The sequence below is a fragment of the Arthrobacter sp. UNCCL28 genome (assembly GCF_900102805.1).
GTDB classification, from domain to species: Bacteria; Actinomycetota; Actinomycetes; order Actinomycetales; family Micrococcaceae; genus Arthrobacter; species Arthrobacter nicotinovorans_A.
In genome coordinates, this window is the sequence record NZ_FMWE01000001.1 from 204,022 (window position 1) to 224,131 (window position 20,110).

The 20,110-nt window shown below is 62.0% G+C and carries 20 protein-coding genes; 10 read left to right on the forward strand and 10 right to left on the reverse strand.

Annotated features, from left to right (window positions below; genetic code table 11):
* Positions 1–293 precede the first annotated feature (293 nt).
* Positions 294–1,370, reverse strand: a complete 1,077-nt coding sequence (locus BLQ01_RS00880; protein WP_091549752.1) for an LCP family protein — start codon at positions 1,368–1,370, stop codon at positions 294–296.
* Between the two features lie 193 nt (positions 1,371–1,563).
* Positions 1,564–3,237 (reverse strand): alkaline phosphatase D family protein, encoded by a 1,674-nt coding sequence (locus tag BLQ01_RS00885; protein WP_091549753.1) that lies wholly within the window; start codon positions 3,235–3,237, stop codon positions 1,564–1,566.
* Between the two features lie 125 nt (positions 3,238–3,362).
* Between BLQ01_RS00885 and paaA the strand changes: the two genes are divergently transcribed.
* The 6 genes from paaA to BLQ01_RS00915 are packed head-to-tail and all read left to right on the forward strand — an operon-like array spanning position 3,363 to position 8,314.
* Positions 3,363–4,358 carry a 1,2-phenylacetyl-CoA epoxidase subunit PaaA gene (paaA, locus tag BLQ01_RS00890; protein WP_026541248.1) on the forward strand — a complete coding sequence of 332 codons (996 nt, stop codon included), beginning with the start codon at positions 3,363–3,365 and terminating at the stop codon, positions 4,356–4,358.
* A complete protein-coding gene (paaB, locus tag BLQ01_RS00895; protein WP_026541247.1) occupies positions 4,355–4,783 on the forward strand; it encodes a 1,2-phenylacetyl-CoA epoxidase subunit PaaB in 429 nt (142 codons plus the stop codon). Before paaA ends, paaB begins: the two co-directional genes overlap by 4 nt.
* 11 nt (positions 4,784–4,794) lie before the next feature.
* Entirely contained in the window at positions 4,795–5,724 is a 930-nt protein-coding gene (gene paaC / locus BLQ01_RS00900; RefSeq protein ID WP_091550318.1) for a 1,2-phenylacetyl-CoA epoxidase subunit PaaC, read from the forward strand.
* 5 nt (positions 5,725–5,729) lie between these two features.
* The gene (gene paaD, locus BLQ01_RS00905) at positions 5,730–6,311 is read left to right on the forward strand and encodes a 1,2-phenylacetyl-CoA epoxidase subunit PaaD (protein WP_175493311.1); all 582 of its coding nucleotides are present in this window, start codon (positions 5,730–5,732) and stop codon (positions 6,309–6,311) included.
* Positions 6,312–6,319: 8 nt separating this feature from the next.
* Entirely contained in the window at positions 6,320–7,525 is a 1,206-nt protein-coding gene (gene paaE / locus BLQ01_RS00910; protein ID WP_026541244.1) for a 1,2-phenylacetyl-CoA epoxidase subunit PaaE, read from the forward strand.
* 9 nt (positions 7,526–7,534) lie between these two features.
* On the forward strand, positions 7,535–8,314 hold the full coding sequence (locus BLQ01_RS00915; RefSeq protein WP_091549755.1) for an enoyl-CoA hydratase/isomerase family protein: 780 nt from the start codon (positions 7,535–7,537) through the stop codon (positions 8,312–8,314).
* A gap of 100 nt (positions 8,315–8,414) precedes the next feature.
* Here the strand turns inward: BLQ01_RS00915 and BLQ01_RS00920 are convergent, their stop codons facing one another.
* On the reverse strand, positions 8,415–9,968 hold the full coding sequence (locus BLQ01_RS00920; RefSeq protein ID WP_091549756.1) for an outer membrane protein assembly factor BamB family protein: 1,554 nt from the start codon (positions 9,966–9,968) through the stop codon (positions 8,415–8,417).
* Between the two features lie 346 nt (positions 9,969–10,314).
* On the opposite strand from BLQ01_RS00920, the gene BLQ01_RS00925 reads away from it, so the two are divergent.
* Both BLQ01_RS00925 and BLQ01_RS00930 read left to right on the forward strand, forming a co-directional pair.
* Positions 10,315–11,052 (forward strand): GAF and ANTAR domain-containing protein, encoded by a 738-nt coding sequence (locus BLQ01_RS00925; RefSeq protein WP_091549757.1) that lies wholly within the window; start codon positions 10,315–10,317, stop codon positions 11,050–11,052.
* Positions 11,033–11,362, forward strand: coding sequence for a hypothetical protein (locus tag BLQ01_RS00930; RefSeq protein WP_223943583.1), 330 nt, complete (start codon positions 11,033–11,035; stop codon positions 11,360–11,362). Before BLQ01_RS00925 ends, BLQ01_RS00930 begins: the two co-directional genes overlap by 20 nt.
* A 29-nt stretch (positions 11,363–11,391) precedes the next feature.
* On the opposite strand, the gene nhaA is transcribed toward BLQ01_RS00930, so the two are convergent.
* Positions 11,392–12,735, reverse strand: a complete 1,344-nt coding sequence (gene nhaA, locus BLQ01_RS00935; RefSeq protein WP_026541240.1) for a Na+/H+ antiporter NhaA — start codon at positions 12,733–12,735, stop codon at positions 11,392–11,394.
* A 181-nt stretch (positions 12,736–12,916) separates the two neighbouring features.
* Here nhaA and BLQ01_RS00940 point away from each other — a divergent pair, with 181 nt between their 5' ends.
* Positions 12,917–14,380, forward strand: a complete 1,464-nt coding sequence (locus tag BLQ01_RS00940) for a protein adenylyltransferase SelO (protein WP_091549758.1) — start codon at positions 12,917–12,919, stop codon at positions 14,378–14,380.
* Between the two features lie 77 nt (positions 14,381–14,457).
* Here the strand turns inward: BLQ01_RS00940 and BLQ01_RS00945 are convergent, their stop codons facing one another.
* From BLQ01_RS00945 to BLQ01_RS00970, 6 genes are all read right to left on the reverse strand, one after another.
* Positions 14,458–14,637 (reverse strand): hypothetical protein, encoded by a 180-nt coding sequence (locus BLQ01_RS00945; RefSeq protein ID WP_026546453.1) that lies wholly within the window; start codon positions 14,635–14,637, stop codon positions 14,458–14,460.
* A gap of 154 nt (positions 14,638–14,791) precedes the next feature.
* Positions 14,792–15,199 (reverse strand): MarR family winged helix-turn-helix transcriptional regulator, encoded by a 408-nt coding sequence (locus tag BLQ01_RS00950; protein ID WP_223943581.1) that lies wholly within the window; start codon positions 15,197–15,199, stop codon positions 14,792–14,794.
* Between the two features lie 176 nt (positions 15,200–15,375).
* Positions 15,376–15,888, reverse strand: coding sequence for a hypothetical protein (locus BLQ01_RS00955; RefSeq protein WP_026541236.1), 513 nt, complete (start codon positions 15,886–15,888; stop codon positions 15,376–15,378).
* 127 nt (positions 15,889–16,015) lie between these two features.
* Complete coding sequence (locus BLQ01_RS00960; protein ID WP_091549759.1) at positions 16,016–16,597, reverse strand: DUF1349 domain-containing protein; 582 nt, start codon at positions 16,595–16,597, stop codon at positions 16,016–16,018.
* A 99-nt stretch (positions 16,598–16,696) separates the two neighbouring features.
* Positions 16,697–18,067: an APC family permease gene (locus tag BLQ01_RS00965; protein WP_091549760.1), complete on the reverse strand. Its 1,371-nt coding sequence runs from the start codon at positions 18,065–18,067 to the stop codon at positions 16,697–16,699.
* 71 nt (positions 18,068–18,138) lie between these two features.
* Positions 18,139–18,750 carry a TetR/AcrR family transcriptional regulator C-terminal domain-containing protein gene (locus BLQ01_RS00970; RefSeq protein WP_091549761.1) on the reverse strand — a complete coding sequence of 204 codons (612 nt, stop codon included), beginning with the start codon at positions 18,748–18,750 and terminating at the stop codon, positions 18,139–18,141.
* 73 nt (positions 18,751–18,823) lie between these two features.
* Here BLQ01_RS00970 and BLQ01_RS00975 point away from each other — a divergent pair, with 73 nt between their 5' ends.
* On the forward strand, positions 18,824–20,059 hold the full coding sequence (locus BLQ01_RS00975) for a beta-ketoacyl-[acyl-carrier-protein] synthase family protein (RefSeq protein WP_091549762.1): 1,236 nt from the start codon (positions 18,824–18,826) through the stop codon (positions 20,057–20,059).
* Positions 20,060–20,110 lie beyond the last annotated feature (51 nt).

Sequence of the window (20,110 nt, forward strand, 5' to 3'; positions counted from 1 at the left end):
ATCGTAAAGGGGCGTCAGAGGCATCCCAAATTAGGCAAATTGGCAATGGTCGATTCGCATCTGAATCTCGACTGCAAGGCTGCTGCCAAGATCCATAATGCGCAGAAAGACCTACTAATTGCGCAATCCAAGGCTGCTGATAAATTGGCTGACGTGCAATTTGGACCGTTTATCCGGGGCTACCGGGTCTCGCCGATCCATTTCGCGCAAACTTTAGTAATTTGCGCGCAAACTTGGCTGATGGGCAGCGACAGCGCCTGGAGCAACCCCGCAGCACCCCGGACCGTGAGGCCTCAGTTGCCCTTTTCGAGCCCGTGAGCCGTCACATACTGGCCCAACTGGTCCTTTGACAGGGCAGTTGCGATTTCGGAGATCGCGTTGGTGTCCGCCACCACAATGGACTGTCCGTCAGCTGAGGTGCCCGTTCCCAGCGTAGGGAGGGTGAACATCACGGTATCGGAGGCCCGGAGATCCTTCATGCCCAGGGCGAGGTTTCCAATTGCGGCAGCGTCCAGGCTCTTATCTACGCTGATAAACGGTGATACTGAGGAAACCATGTTGTTGACGGTGACCGGATTGGTCAGGGTCTCCCGGGCGATGGTCTTGCTGATGATCGCCTTGAGATAGGCCTGCTGGTTGCGCACCCGCTGGTAGTCCCCGTCGCTGAAGGATTTACGTTCGCGGACAAAGGCAAGGGCCTCGTCGCCATTGAAGGTCTGTTTGCCTGCCGCGTACACGTGACCCTTCATGGGGCCGGAGTTGGGCGAGAACGGAATTTTGACATCGATTTCAACGCCGCCCAGAGCGTCCGTCAGGCCCTTGAAGCCTTCGAAGTCCACCATGGCCACATGGTCTATGCGTTGCTGGAAGAGGGATTCCACCGTCTGGACCATCAGCGGGACGCCGCCGTAGGCAAGGGCGGCATTGATTTTGGACTCGCCCTTCCCGGGGATATCCACCCAGAGATCCCGCATCAGGGACACGGCATATACGTTCTTCCGGTCAGCGGGGATGTGCACCAGCATCAGGGTGTCGGCCCGTTGATCGGTGGAAGCGTCGGTTTCCACGTCCACTTCGGAGGACCCCCGGGTATCACTGCCCATCACGAGGATATTCATTGCAGCTGTGCCGTTGATGGGTTCGGTCTTTTGGGGGCGGGTGGACTCGTCCGGGAATGCGACATCGATCTTGGTAGTCCCGGAGTTGAAGGTCTGTGCCAGGTTGAATACATAGGCACCTGCAACAAGGCCGATCACCAGTACCGCGGCGGCGAATCCAATCAGGACGTTCCGTGCGGTCTTTTTGCCACTTTTCCGATGTCCGGAAGGGGACACCTCAGGGGAATTGTCAGTATCAGTGGGGAGAGTCATGTGTTCCTAGGTGTCGGCATCAGCAATGTTGATTCTATCAAGTGCCAAACCCGGGGCTTCAGCTGGAATGTATTGGCACAGCTGGACCCTGATCCCACTTCCCGGCAAATTACCCTATTGGTTGAGCCTAATGCGGTCCCGGCCCCGGACAATCAGCATTCGTCCGGGGCCCACCCAAAGGAATATTCCCTGCTCAGGCCTGCGGAGTAAGTGCTTTTGAATACAACACCGCACCCTTGACATTGCGGAGGCTCACGGTAAACGTGCCGTCCGCGGCCAGGTCCACGTGCCCGAAGTACTGGTTCTCTCCATCGCGCGGTGATTCGCCCGGGAAGCGCCCGGCCTTGGCAAAGAGGACCTCAGGCCCGAACGTTCCATCCATCTCGTTTGGCCCGAAGGAGCCGGCGTTGATCGGTCCGGCCACGAATTCCCAGAAGGGGTCGAAATCCGTGAAGGAAGCCCTTTCGGGGGAGTAGTGGTGGGCGGCGCAGTAGTGGACGTCTGCCGTCAGCCACACTGTGTTCTTCACGCCGAACTTCTTGAACGCCGAAAGCACTCCAGCGATCTCCAATTCGCGGCCCAGGGGAGCGCCGGGATCGCGGTTGGACAGGCTTTCCTGGTTCACGGCGCCGTCGGGGACGATGATGCCCAGCGGGAGGTCGGCGGCGATCACTTTCCACGTTGCTTTGGACTTCCGCACTTCCTTGATCAACCAGTCCACTTGCTCCTGGCCCAGGATGTTGGTGGCGTAGGGTTCCTTGCCGTCGGTGTTGGGTGATTTGAATGTCCGCATGTCCAGGCAGAAGATGTCCAACTGCGGGCCGCGTGAAATCTTCCGGTAGATGCGCGCGGGCTGGTACTGTCCGGCGTCGAACTTTCCCGGGCGCCAGAGCGCCGCGGCGTCGGCGATCGGCATGTTCTCCTGCCACGCCTGGCGTCCGCGCGCGGCCAGGACGTTGACGTTTCTTTCGGTGTAGCGGGGGTCGTCCAGGATTTCGCCGGGGTACCAGTTGTTGGTGGTTTCGTGGTCGTCCCACTGCGCAATCACAGGAACGTCGGCGAACATGGCGCGCATATTGGCGTCAAGGGAGTTGTAGCGGTGGCGGCCGCGGTATTCCTTGAGTGTCTCGGCCACCTTGCTGACTTCTTCGGTGACGATGTTCCGCCACACCTGGCCGTCCTTTTCAGTGACAGTGGCGGTGATCGGTCCGTCGGCGTAGATGGTGTCGCCTGAATGGATGAAGAAGTCGGGCCGGGTGTCGTGCATGGCCTTGTAGCCGCGCATTCCGCCCAGTTCCTCGTTGATGCCCCAGCCTTGGCCGGCGGTGTCGCCGGTCCAGACGAAGGACTGCGCGGACGACGGCGACCTGCCGCCTCCGCGCCCGTCTTCAGTGCCGCCGTCGTACTTTCCCCGGGGGGATCCGGGCGCTGTGGTGAACGTGCCACGGACGGCCTCGCCGGCTCCGTTTTCATCCTCGAAGTTCAACTCCAACGCGAACCTGGTGCCGGAGGGTAGACCGGTGGCGTGGATTTTGGCCGTGAAATCGCTGGCTTCGGTAGCCAGCGGGCCGCGGATGGTCCGGGTGAAACCGTAGCGTCCGCGCAGGATGTCCCCGGCTTCATCCACGGCCTGGAGGGTGGCGGTGAGCCGGCCAGGGCCGGAGGCGCGGGACCAGAGCACGGCGGAGTCGGTGGTGACGTCCCCCGTGGCCAGCCCGGTGGGGAGCGTCAGGCGTTTGCGGACCAGGGGCACAGCCGAGGGGGCGCTGATAGCGGCGGATGCAGGGGCCGCGCTGGTGGCAAGGCCGGTCAGGGCCAGGCCGGCGAGGGACGTCTTGACGAGGGTGCGGCGGGTGAGGTCAGTCATGCGGTCCACTCTTCTTCGCGGTGGTAAACGGAGAGTGAGGTTGAGGTAAAGGGCGCCGGACCTTGACTGAAAACGTCCGCTCCGCATATTCTGAACGAACGGTCGGTAATTTATTAGGAGCAACCATGGCATCGCAGAATCTGCAGTCAGTGCCCGCTGAGCTGTCCCCGGAAGAGCAGGAGCGGGAGGCAGCCGGAGAGGCGTACTTTGATCGCATCATTTCGGAGGACTCGCGCATCGAACCGCGCGATTGGATGCCGGCGGCTTACCGCAAGACTTTGCTGCGCCAGATCTCGCAGCACGCGCACTCTGAAATCATCGGCATGCAGCCGGAGGCAAACTGGATCACCAGGGCGCCGAGCCTGAAGCGCAAGTCCATCCTCATGGCCAAGGTCCAGGACGAGGCCGGCCACGGCCTGTACCTGTACTCGGCTGCCGAGACCCTGGGCCAGTCCCGGGACCAGATGATGGAAGACCTGATCGCCGGCAAGGCGCGGTACTCGTCGATCTTCAACTACCCCACGATTTCCTGGGCAGACATGGGAGCCATCGGCTGGCTTGTTGACGGCGCGGCCATCTGCAACCAGGTGCCCCTGTGCCGTGCATCGTACGGTCCTTACGGTCGCGCAATGGTGCGCATCTGCAAGGAAGAGTCCTTCCACCAGCGCCAGGGTTTCGAGATCCTGCTGGAGCTCTCCAACGGCACGCCTGCGCAGAAGCAGATGGCCCAGGATGCCGTGAACCGCTGGTACGCGCCGTCGCTGATGATGTTCGGCCCGCCGGATGATGATTCACCGAACTCCAAGCAGTCCATGGCCTGGAACATCAAGCGCTTTTCCAATGACGAGCTGCGCAGCCGGTTCGTCGGCATGATGGTGGAGCAGGTCCGGGTCCTCGGCCTGACCCTGCCCGATGAGGACATCCGTTTCAACGAAGAAACCAAGAAGTGGGAGCACGGACCCCTGGACTGGAACGAGTTCAAGGAAGTCCTGGCCGGCCGCGGTCCCTGCAACTCGCAGCGCATCGAGCGCCGCCGCGAGGCACACGAAAACGGTGCCTGGGTTCGCGAAGCCGCAGTGGCCTACGCCCGCAAGCAAGCACAGAAGGAACACGCAGCATGAGCCCTCACGGCAACCCGGAAGCACCGGCCAGCGCCGCCAGCGAAATCAACCGCGAGGCCCCCAAGGTTGCGGCAACCAACGCTGAAAGCACGACGACGACACCCGCCTCAGCCCCGGCCGTCACCCCGCGTGGCGCCCATGAAGAGTCTCCGTGGTCCCTGTGGGAAGTCTTCGTCCGCTCCAGCCGGGGCCTGTCCCACGTCCATGCAGGTTCCTTGCACGCGCCCGATGCGGCCATGGCCCTCCGGAACGCCCGTGATCTGTACACCCGCCGCAACGAGGGTGTCTCCATCTGGGTTGTCCCGGCCGAGGCGATTTCCTCCAGCGATCCCGACTCCAAAGGCTCCTTCTTCGAGTCGCCGCAGGGCAAGGACTACCGCCACGCGACGTACTACACCAAGAGCGAAGGCGTGAAGCACCTGTGAGCATCAAAGACGTGAGCACTCAAGAAACTGCTAAAGACACCGACTTCGCCATCGAAGGCCACGGCGACATTTCCGTTGGCGTCCACGGCGCCGGTGCTTCCGGCGACGGCTCGGCCAGCGCCACCCGCATTACGCCGGGCAACGCACTGCGTCCGGAGGACATCGCGCTCGAGATCAGCCGCGGGCAGGTCAAGCCCAGCGAGGATGTTGCAGAGTTTGCCCTGCGCATCGGCGACGACGGCCTGATCCTCGCCCAGCGCCTGGGCCACTGGATTTCCCGTGCTCCGGAGCTTGAGGAAGACATTGCGCTGGGCAACATCGCGTTGGACCAGTTGGGACACGCGCGCTCGTTCCTGACCTATGCCGGCGCAGCCTGGGGCAAGTCCGAGGACGACCTCGCCTACTTCCGCCGCGAGCACGAGTTCCGTTCTGCCCACTTGTTCGAGCAGCCCAACGGCGACTTCGCAGTAACCATCGCCCGGCAGTTCATCGTGAGCTACTACCAGTACCAGCTCTACACCGCACTGACCGGGTCTTCGGACGCGACCCTTGCAGCCATCTCCGCGAAGGCCGTCAAGGAAGTGGATTACCACCGCGATCACAGTGCCCAGTGGGTGCTTCGACTTGCCGGCGGCACCGAGGAGTCCCGGGAGCGCATCATCCAGGGCTTCAAGCTCGTATGGCCGTATGTGGACGAACTTTTCGAGGACGACGAGCTCACCACCCGCCTTGCCGAGGCCGGCGTTGCGGTTCAGCCTTCCAGCCTCCGCGCTGAATTTGATCGCCTTACAGGTGAGGTCATGGCCGAGGCCGAGCTGGAGATTCCGGGCGTCCCGCAGTCCCTCGGCGGCGGACGCCGTGGCAAGCACTCCGAGTTCCTGGGCTACATCCTCGCCGAAATGCAGGTCCTGGCCCGCGAGCACCCCGGCGCGAGCTGGTGAGCAGCATGGCTACGCAGTCGCATACGCAGTCACCAACGCAGCTGAACACCGCAGAGCAGCGGGCCTGGGACATCGCGTCCACGGTCTGCGACCCGGAAATCCCGGTCCTCACCATTGAGGACCTCGGGATCCTGCGCGGCGTGCGCGTTGTTGACCCGCCTGAGGCGGCCGCCGAGCATGGCCTGCACGACGGCGGCACGTCACGTACCGCCGTCGAGGTCACCATCACGCCCACCTACTCGGGCTGCCCGGCGATGGACGCCATCGGTGACGACCTGCGGACGGCCTTCGAAAAGGAGGGCTACGCGAGCGTGCACATCAACCTGGTGCTCTCCCCGGCGTGGACCACTGACTGGATGACCGATTCCGGCAAGGCCAAGCTGGAGGAGTACGGGATTGCCCCGCCCAGTGGCATGGCTGCCGCGGGTGGCCATTCCGGTCCTGTCCGTTTGAGCCTGGCCGTGAAATGCCCGCAGTGTTCGTCGTTGAACACCAAGGAACTCACCCGCTTTGGTTCCACGTCCTGCAAGGCGTTGTTCGTCTGCCAGGACTGCAAGGAACCGTTCGACTACTTCAAAGTCCTCTAAGGAATTCCATGACCACCGAAACCCAGACGGCCAGCCGCCGTCGTGCGTCTTTCCACAACCTGACCGTCTCGGAAGTCCGGCGCCTGACGGACGATGCCATTGAGGTCACCTTTGGTGTTCCCGCCGAGCTGGCAGGTCAGTACGACTACCTTCCCGGGCAGTACGTGGCACTGCGCACCACACTGCCGGATGAGCAGGGCGAGCCGCACGAAGTCCGCCGCAGCTACTCGATTTGCGCAGAGCCGCGCAGCTTCGAGGACGGCAGCAGCGAGATCCGCGTGGCCATCAAAAAGGACCTCGGCGGCCTTTTCTCCACCTGGGCCAACGCCGAACTCAAAGCCGGCGATGTCCTGGACGTCATGAGTCCACAGGGTGCGTTCATCTCCCGGCATGGCAAGGACGGCGCCTCGGTCCAGCACAACGTCATGAACTCCATGAACCACCCGGAGGAATTGGCGGGGGAGCCTGGCAACTTCGTGGCGATCGCTGCTGGCTCGGGCATCACGCCGGTCATCGCCATCGCACGCACATTGCTGGCGGCCAACCCGGAGACCACGTTTGACCTGGTGTACGCCAACAAAGCGGCCATGGACGTCATGTTCCTTGAAGAGCTGGCGGACTTGAAGGACAAGTATCCCTCCCGTCTGGCGCTGCACCACGTACTGTCCCGTGAGCAGCGCATCGCTCCGCTGATGACCGGGCGCATTGACTCGGAGAAGCTGCAGGCCCTGCTCAGCAGTGCCATCCGTTCCGAGGATGTGGACGAGTGGTTCCTGTGCGGGCCGTTCGAGCTGGTCCAGTTGTGCCGCGACACTCTCGCTGCCCGCGGCGTTGAGCCCGAGCACGTGCGTTTTGAGTTGTTCACTACCGGCCGTCCGGACCGTCCCGAAGGCAACTCCGGCCGCCCGGTTGTGGAGGACGAGTCCCAGGACACGTACAAGATCACCTTTACCTTGGACGGACTGACCGGTGACGTCGCCAGTCCCACCCACGCCCGCGAATCCATCCTCAACGCGGCCTTGCGCGTACGGCCCGACGTTCCCTTCGCGTGTGCCGGTGGCGTCTGCGGCACCTGCCGCGCCAAGTTGATCACCGGTACGGTGACCATGGATGAGAACTACGCGCTTGAACAGGACGAGCTGGACAAGGGCTACGTCCTGACCTGCCAGTCCCACCCCACCAGCGAAGAAGTTACCGTCGACTTCGACGTCTAAGGAGTCCCCATGATCGAGCTCTCCATTGCCAATGGCATTGCCGAAATTGTCCTGAACTACCCGGACAAGCTGAACTCCCTCAACGAGGACGCGCTTGCCGAACTGGATAAAGCGTACGACGACGCCGCTGCCGCCGCCTCACGCGGCGAGGTGCGGGCGTTGCTTCTTCGCGGTGAAGGCCGCGCCTTCTGCGCCGGCCGCGACATTGCTGCCGTCACTCCCGAAACCGACGACGCCCAGGCCTACCTCGGCGGACTCGTCGAGCCGCTGCTGAAGAAGATGGCTGCCTTCCCCACGCCCACGTTCGCTGCCGCGCACGGTGCTTGCCTGGGGGTGGGGCTGGGGTTATTGCTGGCCACGGACGTTGTGTACGTGGCGGACAACGCCAAGTTCGGTTCACCCTTTGCCAAGCTGGGGGCCACCTTGGATTCCGGCGGGCACTGGTACTTCACTGAGCGCTTGGGCATGCACCGCACACTTGACCTGATCTACACCGCCGACCTCATTTCCGGGGCGGAAGCTGTGCAGCAGGGGATGTTCAGCCGGGCGATGCCGGCTGATTCCCTGCTGCCGGTAACGCGGGAGATCGTTTCCCGCGTGGCCCTCGGAGCGACCGAGGCGTTCAACGCCTCCAAGGAACTCGTAGCGCACATCCGCGACCAGCGCCTGGGCCTGTGGGCTTCCATGACCGAGGAAAACGCGGAGCAAGCACGTCTTTGCAAGACCGATGACTACGCCGAAGGTTTCCGTGCCTTCCAGGAGAAGCGGGCACCCGTTTTCAAGGGGTAGCTCCCGCTTCCGCTTCCGCGCTGGATCCCGCCCTTGTTCGTCCCCCTCGCAGTAGTGCGCTGAGTGGGACGGACAAGGGCATGTTTCGTGGGGCCAGGGCCTAGACGAAGTCCTTGAGGAGCTTGTACCCGGCCACTTTTCCTTCCAAGGAGATCACGGCAGTGTCCTGGTCCTGGGTGCTGACGTCAGTGAGTGCGCCGTACGTCAGTGCCGGAGCCGGGCTGCCGCTCTTGAGGCATGGGAAAGCGATTTGTGAGCCGGCGGCTGTGCCGTCGCCTGGTTGATCTTTCTCGGTGCCGTTCGCGGGCACTTCATATGAGGTCTGCTCCCAGCACACAAATGCATCCTCGAAGCTGGCTCCGCGGGGTGTGCCGGTCCGGGTGTCCAGCAGGTTTGAGTCCCAAGGGGTGCCGGTTATGACAAAGTCACCCTGGCCGGCTGACGGTATGAGGCCGCTGACGCCCCAGCCGTGCACTTCCACCGGTTTGGATTCCCATTCGGCACGACCGGTTAAGGGGTTGTAACCCACCACTTTCGAATGTCCACCCCGGTACGTGCCCGCAGGAAATTCAATGAAGCCGTCTACATACTCACATCGGACCGGGAAGGCCTCGCCGCCCTCCAACTTGGTGGCTTTGATTCCGGTTGTTTTGGCGCATTCGAGCTGCGAGCCGTCGGCCGTCCACAGGATCTTGCCGTTGGAGGCCCGGAACCCGACTGTTGTTGTTGTCTCGCGAAGGTTCAGCGAGAAGGTTTGCTCCGTGAAGGTGTCGAGGGGAAAATTCGTGGGGTTGACGCCGACAGAGCCAACATAGAGATCCAATTCTTTCGAGTACTTGAAGTGCCAGCCCATGTCCGTGGTGGCGCCCTTACCAAAAATGGTTTCTAAGTCCGCTTCCCACAGAACTTCGCCGTGAGAGACGCGGGCCAACTTTTGAACGTCGTCCTTCCACACCGAATACAGTTCTTCACCCACTGGCCAGAAAATCCCGGAAAGAGAGTTGATGTCAGCACCTGCAGACTCCTCACCGGAGTCAATGGCCACCCAATGTTCCGATGCCTGGGATGCCCCACCGTAGGTGATAAAGCACAGGTCAAAGAGTCCGTCGCAGGCAAAAGGCCGGGTGCTGACCAGTTCCGGCCGTCCGCGGTATAGCTCCTTGCCGGTGCTCAGATCATAGGCAACAGGAGCAGTCCACCAGTTCTTGTCACCGTCGAAGTCAACGGGAGCAGTGGCTGCCTGGAGAAAGATCGCGGCGCTTCGGCCCGAGGCTGTCCTGCTCACCACGGGTTCCAACGGAACCCAAGGCGCATCGAGCCCCGGGTGAACAGGCTGCGTCCACAACAGTTTGCCGTCAGCAACAGAGAACGCATGGGCATTCACCCCGGTGGCAGTTTTCGCGTAAACCAAGGCAACGCCGTCGGCAACCACAGGCTGACCGATGGGATTGAGCGGTACTTCCCATGCCGCCGTCGCGGTTTCTGTATTTCTCGCCGCCGGAGCCGCGCTGGCTGGAGGCGTGGTTGCTGTGGGTTCTACCGGCAGGGGAATCATGGTGCACGCCGACAGCATCATCGCGGCGCCCACGGCGGCGATCCGGAATCCAATTGACGTGATGCCCGCAAGGGCCCGCGAGGATCGGGACTGAATCATGGTTCCCCCAGGAACGTCAATGGTTCAGCACCTTTAGGGCGTGGTTCCAAACCAAAAAAGGCCATCAAGATGTGGCTCAAGTAGAGAATACAGCTCGTCCCATCCGACGCGCTTTTGCTTGCCTTCCGGCCACGCTAAATGCGGGGGAGCGTGCAGTACGGGTGGTTCTGAAAATTGCCTGCACCCAAGGCCGGACGGATGGGTCCGGCGGTCTGCCAGCGGCAGGGTCGTTGAGAAGGGAATACTGCTGTGACTATTCTGAGAATGGATCGTTGAAACGATCAGGTCCAGCAAGCGGCCTAAGCCATTGGGCGGGAACGTTGATCCCGCGAAAGGTCTTTGTCTTATGTCCCAGCAACTTCCCCTCGACGAACTCACCCTGACTCTGGCCCGCATCAAGGGATTGCTCCTGACGGAGGAAAAGGTGGACCGGGCTGTTCAATTATTGGCCGAGGGAATCCGTGATGCCTTTCCCGGCAGCGCAGGCGCAGGAGTGTCCCTGATCGATGGTCAGGGCAACAGAACCAGCGCCGGGGCCACCGATCCCTTGGTGATCGAGGGCGACCAATCCCAGTACCGGTTGGGGCAGGGCCCTTGCCTGAGCGCGTGGGCAACCGAGCGGACAGTGATCGTTGATGATGCCGGCACGGATCAGCGGTGGCCGCAGTGGGCTGAAGCCGCGGTGCAACTTTCGATCTCTTCCGTGATCAGCGTCCCGTTGGTGAGGGGAGCCCGGTGTCTGGGGGCCATGAAGCTCTATTCCGCTGCCCCTGGCGCCTATGGCCAAGCGACGGCCCGATCCTTGGAAAAGCTTGCCGGCAGTGCCGCGATTCTCCTGGACAACATACAAACCTCGGAGACACCCAAACGGTTCAGCGATGGCCTCGTCCACGCCTTGAACAGCCGTGACGCGATCAGCCGCGCCCAGGGTTATCTCATGGGCCAGCGTGGCCTGACCGAGGAGGAGGCGATCAGGGAACTTCTTCTGCTGTCCCAGGAATCCATGCAGTCACTGGCATCCGTCAGCACCGGGATCCTCACGGGTGGGAGCAGGGAAGGAACATATGACGGAAGCCGGGAGTAACGATTGCCAGGGACTGTCCCTTCAAGAACAACTCCAGCTCAAGGGTCTCCGCAAAGCCTTGGCAAGCGCTGGTATCCCCGGTGAGGATTTATGGCTGCGCTACTTTTCCATCGGCGGCATGGTGGGCGAATACGAAGTGGATGCCTACCTCCAATCACTGCACTCGCTGCCACCGTTGCAGAGGGACCTGCTGGCACATGCTGCAAATGAGCTCATTGATGAGCTGCCCGCCCGGCCCCGCGCGCCCTATACCGAACAAGTGCCGATGAGCAGGCCGTTGCTGCCGGGCGACGGCCGGCAACGGAAGTAGCTGTGGCGGCTGGCCGCCCGGACTGCTTCTCAGGGACGGGAGTCCTGCTGGTAAACGTCCGGTATGCCGTCGTCGTCGGAATCGATGGCTTCCTGTGCCTCGGCAATGCGGTACTGGCGGTTGCGGGTGCTCAGCACAACGGAGGCCAGCAGTGCCGCCAACAATGAGGCGGCAAGGATCCCCACCTTGGCGTGATCATCGTGAATGCTGCCTTGGCCGAAGCTGAGCTCTGCCACCAGCAAGGAAACAGTGAAGCCGATTCCTGCCAGCACTGAAACACCCAGGACATCGATCCATTTGAAGGAGCTGTCCAGGGAAGCCTTGGTGATTTTCGTGAGGACCCAGGTTGTCCCGAGAATGCCGATTGGCTTGCCCAGGACCAGCGCCACGATGATGCCGATGGCGACGGGGTCCGTCAGCGCCGAACCAAGTCCTTCCCAGCCACCCACTGCGACGCCGGCGGAGAAGAAGGCGAAGACCGGGACTGCGATTCCGGCCGAGATTGGCCGGAAGCGGTGCTCAAAAATTTCGGAAAGCCCTGGACCTGCCTCGGGTCCGCCGCTTGCCTGTGAACGGATCACGGGGATGGCGAAGCCCAGGAGCACACCTGCAACGGTGGCGTGGATACCGGAGGCATGGATGAGCGCCCAGACGGCCAAACCGAGGGGGAGCAGGATAAGCCAGGCTGCCATGGGCTTGGTGCCGAAGAAGCGTCGGTACTTTTGGGCCAGGAACGCGTAGGCCGCCAGGGGGATCAAGGCGAAGAGCAGCGGCGTGACCTGGATGTCGGAGGAGTAGAAGAGGGCGATGATGCTGATGGCGATCAAGTCATCCACCACGGCCAATGTCAGAAGGAAAATGCGCAAGGCGCTGGGCAGATGTGACCCGATGATGGCCAACACTGCAACCGCGAAAGCAATGTCCGTGGCGGTCGGGATGGCCCAACCGCGCAGGGTTTCCGGACTGCTCGCATTGATGATTGCGTAAATGACGGCTGGGACCACCACTCCGCCGGCCGCCGCCGCGATGGGGACGATTGATTTGCTGAACTGACGAAGGTCTCCGGCCACGAACTCACGTTTGAGTTCCAGCCCTACGAGGAAGAAGAAGATGGCCAGCAGGCCGTCGGCTGCCCAGGCACCCAGGCTGAGTTCCAAATGCCACGGCTCATAGCCGATCTTGAAGTCCCGCAAGGCGAAGTAGCTGTCCGCGGCGGGGGAGTTGGCCCAGATGAGGGCAAGCACGGCACCGGCGACCAGCAGGGCGCCGCCTACCGTTTCCTTACGGAGGATTGCCCCAATGCGCAGCGATTCGGCGTAGCTTCCACGTCCAAGGATGGAGGAGCGCGGTGGGTCGGTCCGGTTGTTGTTCATACAAGTGTCCTTTGCAAGGGGTCGACGAAACTATGCCGACCAGACTTCCCGGCGCACCTCTACCAGCCTATCGCGAGTGCGGGGAGATCCCTGCCTGCCCTCCATGGATGGGTAGTAAGTTCACATGCTATCCGGGCTGCTTGTCCTTTCGAGCGGGGAACTGCGTCTATATCCTTAAGAGATGAGTGACGTAGCGCGTTCCACCATCACCTTCCAAGGGCAGTTCGCCGGAGCGTTGCCGGAGTTGGCTGTGCCGTGGCGGGCGGAGGAAGCCCCGGATCCGCAGCTTCTGATGCTCAACCAGCCACTCGCCGTCGAGCTTGGTTTTGATCCCGATTTCCTCCGGACCCCGGAGGGCGTGCGGTTGCTGACCGGCAATGCCCTGCCGGAGGAAGCTACGCCGGTGGCCCAAGGGTATGCCGGGCACCAGTTCGGCTTCTATTCGCCTCGCCTGGGGGACGGCCGCGCCCTCTTGCTGGGTGAGGTTGAAGATGCTGACGGAAAGCTCCGCGATGTACACCTCAAGGGTTCGGGGCGCACGCCCTTTGCCCGGAACGGCGATGGCCTGGCCGCGATCGGGCCCATGGTGCGGGAGTGCATCGTGAGCGAGTCGATGCATGCGCTGAACATTCCCACCACGAGGTCGCTCGCGGTGGTTGCCACTGGGCGGCAGGTTCAGAGGGAGGCACTACTTCCGGGGGCCGTCCTGACCAGGGTGGCGGCAAGCCACTTGCGGGTTGGCAGTTTCCAGTACGCCAGGGCCTCCAATGACCTGGACCTGCTTCGCCGCCTTGCCGACCATGCAATCGAACGCCACCACCCGTCGTCGGCCGCTGAAAGCAACCGCTACCTCGCGCTGCTCAAGGCCGTCATTTCGGTACAGGCGAAACTTGTGGCGCAGTGGATGCTGGTGGGATTCGTGCACGGCGTCATGAACACAGACAACATGACGGTGTCCGGTGAAACCATCGATTATGGCCCGTGTGCTTTCATGGAAGGCTTCGATCCGGGGGCGGTCTACAGCTCCATTGACGAGATGGGACGCTACGCCTACAGGAACCAGCCGGTGGTTGCTGAGTGGAACCTTGCCCGCTTTGCTGAGTCAATCGCCGTCCTGATCCATGAGGATGAGGAGCAGGCTGTGGCCCTCGCCGTTGAAGCGCTCCAGGGTTTCCGCCAGGAGTACAGCGCAACATGGTTCAACGGAATGAAGGCCAAACTGGGGCTGCCGGAGGCAATTGACGACGACGTTGCCTCACCTGTGGTGGATGAGCTCCTGCAGTTGGTTCAAGAGGCGCGCGCGGACTACACCTCGTTCTTCCGGAGCCTCGGCAAGGCAGCCCGTGGGGAAACCGAACCCTCGCGCAGGCAAATCCTGGATCTGGCTGCGTTCGATGCTTGGTTGGATCGATGGCGGGCGTTGTCTCCGGATGCCGATGCCATGGACAGGGTGAACCCGGTCTACATCCCGCGGAACCATCTGGTGGAAGAAGCCCTTGCTGCGGCCACGGAAGGGGACACGGGCCCTACGGAGCGTTTGGTGGCGGTCTTGTCCGAGCCGTACAGCGAACGCCCTGGACTGGAAAAGTATGCCGAGCCTGCACCGGAAAGCTTCGGCCCGTACCGGACTTTCTGCGGCACCTAGGAACGCTGAGGGCAAGCGGGCCGTACGGCGTCGCTTGCCCTCACCTTATTGTTCTTTTGGTCCAGGCTTCCCGCGGTCTAGGCCCAGACGGCCCGAACCACCATGTCTGCCCCCGCGGCCAAATGGTTTCCTGTGTGGCCTGCGTCGAGGACGCACACGTCCTCGGATTCAGGTGCTCCCGTTGAAACAAGGCACTCAGCTGCCCTGAAGCTCAGGAGGTCCACCGGCAAATTGTCACCTATTTGAAGTTCACTCATGATGCCCTTTTTTACTCGTCCGGGCATCACTGTCAGTGTCATTAGCCCGGTGTTGTGGTTGGAGAGGTTTTCTCCTTGGGACGCCGGACTTCATCAGCGGATAACTCCATACTGCTTGATAGAAGAACTTTCGTCTACGCGGGATGACCTGCGCTTAGTGGAAATTCGTGTGGCGCACGATTGCGAGGAGCTCTTCGCGGAGGCCCTCGGAGTCCAGATCAACCGCTGAGAGGACCGTGCTCTCCTGGTCATGGGATTGCTCCAGCAGGCTCAGGCCCAGGTCGGTGATCAATACCAATTGGCTGCGGCGGTCGAAGCGGTTGGGCTCACGGCGGATATAGCCACGCGATTCAAGCCTGGTCAACAGGGGCCCCATGGTTTGGGCTTGAACCCGGACGCTGCGGGCAAGATCCCCGGGCGTGATGGGTCCCCCTGTTGCGACCGCGTCGAGCGTAAGGACCGCCGGATAGGTCAACCCCAGCGGACGTAGTTTGTCGTTCCATGCCAGTTCCACGAGCCGGGCCGCAGTAGACAGCAGCCGGCTGGTTGGCCATCGTTCCATATCAGGCATTCAGGCACCCCCAGGCTTTCACAATTAGTCAGCTTACTTACTAGGCTACATCAGGCCGGTGCCAAAGCCGGTTGAGGTCGGAAAGCCGTTGCGGAAGCTGCTTGAGCGGCAGGTCCCAGGCAAGGGATACCCACTTGCCGGGAGTGCTGATTCTGTTGGGGCTGGTCTTAGGAGAGGTCGAACGCTGAACGTTCCATGCCGCGCTCGGCGCTGTGGACCTGGAGGGCATGGCGCATGGCTTGGCGGTTGTCCTCGGCAAGGTCGGGATGCCCGGCCACTCGGTACAAATCGGCTGCCCATTGAAATTCATCTGCAGCAGAACGGAAGCGGGCTTCATCGAAGAGTCGCCGGCCGATGTGGTGACGAACGTAGGCCTCATCTCCGGGAGACCGCACTGTTCGCAGTGCCCTTTCGTGGAGGACTGCTGCATCGTGCCAGCGGTACTGCCGCTGATTGACCTGGGCAAGTATCAGCAATAACTCACGGCGGTCATCGGTATGGGGCAGCAGTTTGAAGCCTTCGTCGAGGGCCTCGGCGTCCCGGCCGAGGAGGGCCAGGTACCTGACGCGCTCCACCGGAGGGCACTCGCCCGCCAAAGCAGCTTCAATGGCTCGACGGTTGACCACGACGTCGCGAAACGTCGTGGGGTCAGTACGCCAAAGACTTGCAGTATCTTCCACCGTGATGTGCCCCCCATAGGCTTGTTACGGAGCCAACTGAGTGGCGGCACTGATCAGTTGCAGGCCGCAGTAATCTCCATAATCTCATGAACGATTGGACCCGCAAGCCCGTTCCGCACCTGCCGCGTCAGTGGAGGTTGCTGTCCGCTGGGGTGGCCCGCCAGGAGTGAAAGGGAATGGTCAAGCCTGCGCGTGTTGGTGCGCACGTGAAAGGCCCGGCGGTTGCGACCAGATCAGGGGCAAATGGCACCACCCGCACCAGCTGGAGCTCGTTCCCGCCTGTAGCGGCCCGGATGGTGAGTGCGTCGCCCGAGCGGCTGACCCTCATGCGAACCCGCCCGCCGTTCCATTCCGGAACGGGCGCCAAGGACCAGTCCGAGAAGCCATCCGTCACCACCGCGCCCACTTGAGCGGCGCCGTCGGCGAATTCGACTCCTGCTTTGATCCAGCGTTCGGCGCTGACGCGGACGAAGATGCCCGCTTGGTCGAACTGTTCGGAGAACCCGGCCGTAAACTCAACCTCCATGGCGCTGTCCTGCGGAAAAGGGGCAAGGAGTGCGTGCTCTGTGTCGTGGATGAAACCGTAGGACGTGACGCGCCAAGCGTCGCTGCTTTCGACGGCGGTCACCAGCAGGTCACCTGCCTGCTCGACGACGGCGGCCGGCTGGTTGGTCCACTCGCCACGGTTCCAGGGGATGTCGGTTGGCACGGAGCTCCTCGATGTTTATGTTTCGCTGGTTTCCGCCTCTTCAGGTTCGGCTTCTGGATCAGGGTAGTCGATGGACCCTCGAGGGTTCACCGGAGGCTTCTAGGACTCCAGGGATTCCTTCTCTGCCTCGGGGTGCCGGTTCGCCGCAAGCTTCCCGGTCCGCTTGCGCGCCTGGGTCCAGCGCGTCACGAAAAAGAGGACGAGACCGATCGCCAGGAGGATGGCTGCACGCAACCAGATTTCCGGGCCTTGCTGGAACAGCAGGAGGACACACGAAGCCAAGGCCAGCCAAGGAATGACCACCGGCACGCGGAAATGCTTGTGTTCGACCCTGTCTTTGCGCAGGACCAGGACGGCGACGTTGGTGCTGATGAACACGAACAACAGCAGCAAGACCACGGTTTCGGCGAGTGAGCCGAGGTCTCCGGTGGCGGTCAAAGCCATTGCTGCCAGCGTGGTGACAACGATGGCAACCCAGGGCGTGCGCCGCTGGGGGAGGACCCGCCCCAATCCTGCCGGGAGCAGTGATTGTTCCGCCATGCCAAAAGCCAGACGACTGGCCATGATCATGGTCAGCAGCGCACCGTTGGCGACGGCGATGAGTGCAACCAGGCCGAAGAGCCAGTCGGGCACCCCAAAGCCTGTGGCTTGGACAACCTGCAGCAAGGGGCCCGAGGAACTGTTCAAGTCACTGGCAGGCAGGGCTATGGAGGAAGCAACGCCAATCAGGATGTAGATGGCCCCGGCGGTCAGCAATGCCCCGAACAGTGCTTTGGGGTATACACGGTGGACGTCCCGGACCTCTTCGGCAACGTTGGCAGAGGTCTCAAAACCCACGAACGAGTAGTACGCCAACAGCGATGCGGCAAGGATTCCTGCCCCGGGGGTCACCGCAGGGTTGAACTCGACAACGCGGGAAGCATCACCGTCTCCCCGGCCGAACATCAATCCCACTAGGACTATGACCAGCACCAGTCCTGATACTTCAATGATGGTCATGACCACGTTCGCCCTGACGGATTCTTTGACGCCGCGGGCGTTCAGGAGAGCGATCAACAACAGAAATACCAGGGCCGTGGGCGTGGCGGGTATGTCCAAGAAGGGCTTCAGGTAGTCCCCGGCGAACGCGAGGCTCAGCCCTGCTGCGCTGGTCACCCCGGCTGCCAACATTGAAAAGCCCACCAGGAATGAAACCAGGGGCACTTTGAAAGCCCGTTCAGCAAAGACGGCAGCGCCGCCGGCCTTCGGGTACTTGGTCACGAGCTCCGCGTACGAGGCGGCGGTCAGCATGGCCAGGAACAGTGCCAGCGCCAAGGGAATCCACACGGCACCTCCTACCTCACCCGCGACTTTCCCCACCAGGGCGTAAATGCCCGCGCCCAAGACATCGCCGAGGATAAAGAGGAAAAGAAGCGGGCCAGTGATCGACTGCTTGAGTTTTGAGGTTTGGGACTGCGCCGGGCTGTTCATGGGAACAGATGGTACAGGACGCTAAGTAACCTTACTAAATCGGGAATATGCCCTGCCGGGTCCGCTCGGGCTCAGTTCCCAATGGTTCGTACGGTCAGCGTTCCTGCCAGGTCCAAATCATTGCCGCTTCCTGTGACGCCTGCTTGCGAAAGGAGCGTCGCACCAAATGCTGTACTCCAGAACGTCCTCGTCTCAACCGGCAAGGGGCGCTCGAGCTCCCAGTTCCGTTGCTTCAGCAGGCGGGTCAGGTACCGCTCTGACTGTCGGAAGAGCAGGTTCAAATGCTGATCGACGACGGCGGAAAGGTCCGGACGCGATGTTCCCACCGCAAGCGCACGCACCACGAGGGGCATTGAGGGCAGTATCAGTACGGTCCTGGCCATGGCGTTGCGGAACGAGGCCGGGCTTTCTACCGACAGGCCCACCGTCTCAACCCGTTCGGCGTCGTGCAGTAGGGCCAGGAAGGCGGCGTGGATAAACAGTGAGTCCTTCGAGCCGAAATAGTAGGTCACTTGGTTGGGGAAAGCGCCGGCATCGGCCGCGATGGCGGCCACGCTGACTTCCCTGTCGGCTCTGGAGAGGTACAGCTTCACGGCGCTGTCCAAAATGTGCTGCCGGGTTGAATGGCCCCGGGCCTGCGATGGCCCTTGCGGGCGGCGTCTTCTTTTGCCTGCGTCTTCCACTCAAAAAATTGTACTTGATACAACTAAGTGCTTATCTTGTATGACATACAAAATTACGAGTGGAGTGTTTGTTATGCGTGCAACTGATATTGCAGTCACGGGCTTGGGGGCTTCTACCCCCTTGGGCGGGAACGTCAGGACAACGTGGGAGTCCCTTCTCGCGGGAAGCTCGGGTATCCGCGATGTGAGCCTGGACTTCCTGCAAGATTCCGGCCTCTCGGTTTCGATCGCGGCGCCCATGGCGGAAGATCCGGCCACTGCATTGATGCCCGTGGCGGCGAAGCGGCTGGATCGGGTTCAGCAGGCAGCCATGGTTGCGGCCGCCGAAGCATGGGCGGACGCCGGCAGTCCCACCGTTGATGGCACCAAGCTCGCGGTGGTTGTGGGGACCGGGGTTGGAGGTATAGGCACCTTGCTCCAGCAGGACGACATTCTTGAAAGCCGTGGCCAGCGTCGCGTCTCACCACGAACCGTGCCAATGCTGATGCCCAATGGACCGGCTGCGGCGTTGAGTATTCACTATGGGGCCAGGGCGGGTTCCTACACTCCCGTCTCCGCGTGTTCCTCCGGCGCCAAAGCATTGGTCCAGGCCGCCCGGCTGATTCGCTCGGGTGAAGCCGACGTGGTCATAGCAGGCGGAACCGAGGCTGCCATCACGCCCATAACGGTCGCGGCCTTTCTTCAAACGCAGGCGATGTCAACGCGTACCGCCGACGCAGGCTCCGCCTCGCGTCCGTTCGCAGCCGACCGCGACGGTTTCGTCCTCGGCGAAGGGGCCGGCATCCTCGTTCTTGAAAGCGCTGAACATGCTCAGGCCCGGGGCGCCAAGGTCCACGCTGTCCTCCGCGGAGTCGGAATCGCCTCCGACGCCTTCCATATGACTTCGCCTGCGGAAGATGGAGCGGGCCAAGTCACCGCCATCCGCAAGGCCCTCGACAATGCAGGCTTGGATGCAGCAGACATTGGGCACATCAACGCACATGCTACGGGAACACCTGTGGGTGATCTCGCAGAAGCAAAAGCCATCAGGACGGTCTTCGGCGATGCGGCCTGTGTGACGGCACCAAAAGCGTCTTTGGGTCACCTCTTTGGCGCCGCAGGAGCAGTTGAAGCGATCCTGACCATCAAAAGCATTGCGGAAGATGTTGTCCCGCCCACCCGTAACCTCCACCAAGGGAACGTTGACCCGCAGATCGGCCTGGATATTGCCGTTTCATCGCGCTACGGCACGCAAAGCGCGGCCCTCTCCAATTCCTTTGGCTTTGGCGGCCAAAACGTGTCCTTGGTATTCAGCAAGAGCCAGGAATAGTCATTGCCGGTGATGCTGTTGGGAGCTGCCGCCTTCGAGCGGAGTTCACTG

What these genes read in the sequence shown, in the direction of transcription:
- BLQ01_RS00920 (WP_091549756.1), bottom strand. Translation starts at nt 9,968, where the DNA reads ATGATTCAGTCCCGATCCTCGCGGGCCCTTGCGGGCATCACGTCAATT.
- BLQ01_RS00930 (WP_223943583.1), top strand. Translation starts at nt 11,033, where the DNA reads ATGACGGAAGCCGGGAGTAACGATTGCCAGGGACTGTCCCTTCAAGAA.
- BLQ01_RS00885 (WP_091549753.1), bottom strand. Translation starts at nt 3,237, where the DNA reads ATGACTGACCTCACCCGCCGCACCCTCGTCAAGACGTCCCTCGCCGGC.
- paaD (WP_175493311.1), top strand. Translation starts at nt 5,730, where the DNA reads ATGGCTACGCAGTCGCATACGCAGTCACCAACGCAGCTGAACACCGCA.
- BLQ01_RS00950 (WP_223943581.1), bottom strand. Translation starts at nt 15,199, where the DNA reads ATGGAACGATGGCCAACCAGCCGGCTGCTGTCTACTGCGGCCCGGCTC.
- paaA (WP_026541248.1), top strand. Translation starts at nt 3,363, where the DNA reads ATGGCATCGCAGAATCTGCAGTCAGTGCCCGCTGAGCTGTCCCCGGAA.
- BLQ01_RS00940 (WP_091549758.1), top strand. Translation starts at nt 12,917, where the DNA reads ATGAGTGACGTAGCGCGTTCCACCATCACCTTCCAAGGGCAGTTCGCC.
- nhaA (WP_026541240.1), bottom strand. Translation starts at nt 12,735, where the DNA reads ATGAACAACAACCGGACCGACCCACCGCGCTCCTCCATCCTTGGACGT.
- BLQ01_RS00880 (WP_091549752.1), bottom strand. Translation starts at nt 1,370, where the DNA reads ATGACTCTCCCCACTGATACTGACAATTCCCCTGAGGTGTCCCCTTCC.
- BLQ01_RS00945 (WP_026546453.1), bottom strand. Translation starts at nt 14,637, where the DNA reads ATGAGTGAACTTCAAATAGGTGACAATTTGCCGGTGGACCTCCTGAGC.
- BLQ01_RS00915 (WP_091549755.1), top strand. Translation starts at nt 7,535, where the DNA reads ATGATCGAGCTCTCCATTGCCAATGGCATTGCCGAAATTGTCCTGAAC.
- paaB (WP_026541247.1), top strand. Translation starts at nt 4,355, where the DNA reads ATGAGCCCTCACGGCAACCCGGAAGCACCGGCCAGCGCCGCCAGCGAA.
- BLQ01_RS00965 (WP_091549760.1), bottom strand. Translation starts at nt 18,067, where the DNA reads ATGAACAGCCCGGCGCAGTCCCAAACCTCAAAACTCAAGCAGTCGATC.
- BLQ01_RS00925 (WP_091549757.1), top strand. Translation starts at nt 10,315, where the DNA reads ATGTCCCAGCAACTTCCCCTCGACGAACTCACCCTGACTCTGGCCCGC.
- paaE (WP_026541244.1), top strand. Translation starts at nt 6,320, where the DNA reads ATGACCACCGAAACCCAGACGGCCAGCCGCCGTCGTGCGTCTTTCCAC.
- BLQ01_RS00975 (WP_091549762.1), top strand. Translation starts at nt 18,824, where the DNA reads ATGCGTGCAACTGATATTGCAGTCACGGGCTTGGGGGCTTCTACCCCC.